1 protein-coding gene is annotated in these 885 nt (G+C 47.8%); it reads right to left on the reverse strand.

The window, feature by feature from the left end; translation table 11 throughout:
- Nucleotides 1–885 (reverse strand): Ig-like domain-containing protein (locus tag RN22_RS25235; RefSeq protein WP_046307599.1); only part of this gene is annotated, 885 nt, incomplete at both ends.

An 885-nucleotide genomic window follows, 5' to 3' on the forward strand; every position in this document is an offset into this window, starting at 1 on the left:
ATGGTTGTGTTCAATTTGGTATGACGCACCTGTGTGGTCAGCGCGCGCTGCATCGGCAACACCGATACCTAATTTGTGAATATGCTCAGAGCCTTCGGTGATCAACTCGCCGTCTTCAACACGCCTACCATCATCGCCAATTTTGAGGGCTTTGATGGTGAAATAGTCATTCCCATCCAAGTTCTGCCATCCGTCAGCACTGCTGGCCGTGAACGCAGTTGAGAGTCCATCATTGTTCGCGTGAACGGCGTTCACAATGATAGGGATATTGGCGATGTTTGAATCACTCATGCCATCGGTGACTTGATAGCTAAGGTTTACTTGTCCGCTATAGTCAGGGTTTGGCGTAAAGATGATGCTTTCCAGCGACTCGCTATCTTTCAGTTGATAGTCTTTTGACACGGTTTTCGTTTCGCTTTCAGACACTTTCACAACAAGCTCAAAGTCACCCGCGTTCGGGTCATCAAGTTTGAGGCTACTTAAGACGATCTTAATCGCATTATTTTTATCTGCATCAGAGGCATTGCTGAGGATAAGGTCTGCGGGGATAGTGACGATTTCCCCCGCATCATTGTTGGTCCAATACGCTTCACCGGTATCTGGGTTGTTCAAATTGTCCCCAGCTTGAGGCGCATCATTCTTACCATCAATCGTGATTGTTGCCGTGGTCGGCGTGCGAGAGATTTCTGTGTCACCTTCATACTCAACAACATCGTAGGTATAGGTGATGACTTCTTTCTCTCCCTCACCAAGGTACTGATAGGCACTTGGATCTACTTCAAGTTGACCATCGACCACTTTAACGCCATCGGCTTTGCCGCTTGAAAGCTTGATGTTCTCAGCTTTCAGCTGGTCGCCTTCATCACCGTCACTGCTGTTTTCTAG

Source organism: Grimontia sp. AD028 (assembly GCF_000973155.1).
Taxonomy (GTDB): domain Bacteria; phylum Pseudomonadota; class Gammaproteobacteria; order Enterobacterales; family Vibrionaceae; genus Enterovibrio; species Enterovibrio indicus.